The sequence below is a fragment of the Xanthomonas bonasiae genome, assembly GCF_017163705.1.
Taxonomy (GTDB): domain Bacteria; phylum Pseudomonadota; class Gammaproteobacteria; order Xanthomonadales; family Xanthomonadaceae; genus Xanthomonas_A; species Xanthomonas_A bonasiae.
The window spans coordinates 1-1,046 of sequence record NZ_JAFIWB010000063.1 but is presented as its reverse complement, the minus strand read 5'-3'; the positions used below and the strand labels follow the sequence as shown (position 1 = coordinate 1,046).

The window sequence follows — 1,046 nt, the reverse complement described above, 5'->3', positions numbered from 1 at the left end:
ACGAATGACACGCATGTTTGAATTACTCATGAGCCCTCCCCATTGCTTCGTACAATCAGAATTTCGTTTTTCAATCAAATGATTAGCTTGCGGTTTCGCTCATCGCTCTCGCAAAGCTTCCCCGCCATGCTGCCGCAATGGGCTCAACAGGTAGTCGATCACCCGCCGCTTTCCTGTCTTGATCTCCGCACTCAGCGCCATGCCGGCGCTCATGCTCACCACCACGCCGTCGATATCCAGCTTGCTGCCGTCCAGCCGGATCCGCGCGGGAAACACCAAACCTAGCTTCTCGTCCTGCGCGGCATCATGCGACACGCTCACGACCTTGCCGGTCAGGTAGCCATAGCGCGTATACGGGAAACTCTCGATCTTCACCGTCACCGGCTGCCCAGGCCGTACGAAGCCGATGTCCTTGTTGAGCACCGTCGCCTCGACCTCCAGCGCTTCCTGCGGCACGACCGCCAGCAGCTCCTGCGCTGGCGTAACCACCCCGCCGACGGTATGCACCGCCAGCTGCTGCACGGTGCCATCCACCGGCGCACGCAACGTCATCAGGCGATCGCGCTGCCCAGCCTTGGCCAACTCCGGCGTGCCCTGCGCTACCTGTTGCTCGGCCTCCCGCAACTGGTCCAGCGTCTGCTGCCGGAAGTCGGCCACCAGCACACGTAACTCCTCCTCGGCCGCACTCAGCGCCGAGCCGATTTCCTGCAGCCGGTTGCGCTGCGTGGCTAGGTCGCGCTCGGCGGCGATGCGCTCCTGCTCGCGCAACAGGTAGTCGTGGCGGCCGACGTACTTGCCCTCGACCAGGCGGCCGTAGTCCTCGGCACGCGCCTTGGAGATGCGTGCCGACTCGGCCATTGGCTCGATCGCGTCACGCGTGGTCCGCAGTTCCGCCCTGCGTTGCGCGATGGCCGCCTGCAAGTTGTGGCGCTTGGCCTGCAATGCCTCGAACTGGCTGCTGGCCAGGGCCTGCTCGGCGGCGAAGCGTCCGGCCGGCACGTCCGCTGCCGAGGCCAAACGCGGGGCCAGACCGCTGTCGATGGCAA

1 protein-coding gene is annotated in these 1,046 nt (G+C 64.8%); it reads right to left on the bottom strand.

Annotated elements, in window-relative coordinates; all coding sequences use genetic code 11:
- Positions 1-99: 99 nt before the first annotated feature.
- On the bottom strand, positions 100-1,046 hold a 947-nt coding region (locus JR064_RS22905), incomplete at its 5' end, for an HlyD family type I secretion periplasmic adaptor subunit (RefSeq protein ID WP_206231244.1).